At 43.2% G+C, this 1,339-nt stretch carries 3 protein-coding genes; all 3 read right to left on the bottom strand.

All coding sequences use genetic code 11. From position 1 onward, the window contains the following. Positions 1–212, bottom strand: a 212-nt coding sequence (locus C1T29_RS02335; protein WP_208945607.1) for an ATP-binding cassette domain-containing protein, incomplete at its 3' end; no start/stop codon positions are given. Between the two features lie 94 nt (positions 213–306). Beyond that, entirely contained in the window at positions 307–1,242 is a 936-nt protein-coding gene (locus C1T29_RS02330) for a HAMP domain-containing histidine kinase (RefSeq protein WP_208945606.1), read from the bottom strand. Between the two features lies 1 nt (position 1,243). Next, positions 1,244–1,339: winged helix-turn-helix domain-containing protein (locus tag C1T29_RS02325; protein WP_208945605.1), on the bottom strand; the 96-nt coding region annotated here is incomplete at its 5' end.

Genomic DNA, 1,339 nt, shown 5'->3' with positions numbered 1-1,339 from the left:
TGTATTGTCAGCTTATGCCCGAGAATATTGATTTCCCCGCTTGTCGGTTTTACGAGGCTCGTCAGCATCTTCATGACGGTTGTTTTCCCGGCTCCATTCGGGCCGAGAAAACCGTATATTTCTCCCTTTCGTATATGCATGCTTACATTTGACACAACTTCTTGACCTTTGAATGTCTTGGTAAGCCCGCTTGTTTGTACGATGTAAGTCAACTCTGTTTCCCCTTTCCTGTCTTTCTTATGTGTCTATTGTAGCGATGGACGCTGTCTTTTTTATTTCTTGTTTCTTAAGAAATTCTTACGTTTGCTAATAGGTCATTCGTTTTAGCGTGATGGAAAACGCTGTCCGTTCATACGGCTTGCTTAGGAGAGAGATGTCCCCTCCCATTTTCTCAATGAGCCTTTTTGTAATTGTTAAGCCGAGCCCGCTTCCCTGGAACGCTTTATTTCTCGATTCCTCAAGGGTGTACAGCCTTTCGAACACCCGCTGCTGATCATACTCGCCAATCCCTTTCCCACGGTCCCAAACCGTAATAACAATCTGCGTGTCATCATATGTAAGGGACAATCCGATCAGCTTTCCATCTGCACCATATTGAATCGCATTTGATAAAAGGTTTTGCAGAACCCGGTCAAGCGCTTCTTCATTTCCATGTGCATAAACCGGGGTATCCGGGATGTCGATGACAGCTTTAAAACCTTTTGCCTGAACGGCATCATAGTGTTGGAGAATGTTTTTTCTGCATATTTCGTTGATATGTATTTTCGTGAGCAGTATTTGCTTATCTTCTGATTCGAGTTTGGCCAAGTCGAAGAAAGAATTCATCAGCTGAATGATTTCTCCTGTTTTTTGATAAAGTTTTTCCAGCAGCCTTTCACGCTCTTCTTCCGCCATATCCGAGTCATTTTGAATCGCCTCGATATATCCGAGCACAACAGTCAGCGGGGTTTTCAGCTCATGGGACATATTGGTCAGCATTCGTTTCATTGACTGCTCCGTTTTTGCAAAGCGGGCTGTTATGCGTTGACGCTCCTCAACAAACAGGTTCATTTGCACGAGCAGATCCCGCAGTACTTTATCATCCGTTCCTAATAAAATTTGATCAGCCGCCTGCTCATTTAGCATCATACTGAGCTTTTCCGTGATGTACTTCAAGTTTTGGTCCCGCTGTTTTTTCATTTTATATTGAACGATATTGAGAGAAGCCAAAATCATCAGCATGCCAATCCATAACATTATCATGCTAAAACTCTCCTAATTTATAACCGATGCCCCAAAGCGTTTTAATATATTGCGGAGAGGAAGGATCATCCTCTATCTTTTCCCTCAAGCGCCTCAT

The sequence above is a fragment of the Bacillus sp. MBGLi79 genome (assembly GCF_002953915.1).
This window is presented reverse-complemented; position numbering and strand designations above follow the sequence as displayed.

What these genes read in the sequence shown, in the direction of transcription:
- C1T29_RS02330 (WP_208945606.1), bottom strand. Translation starts at nt 1,242, where the DNA reads ATGATAATGTTATGGATTGGCATGCTGATGATTTTGGCTTCTCTCAAT.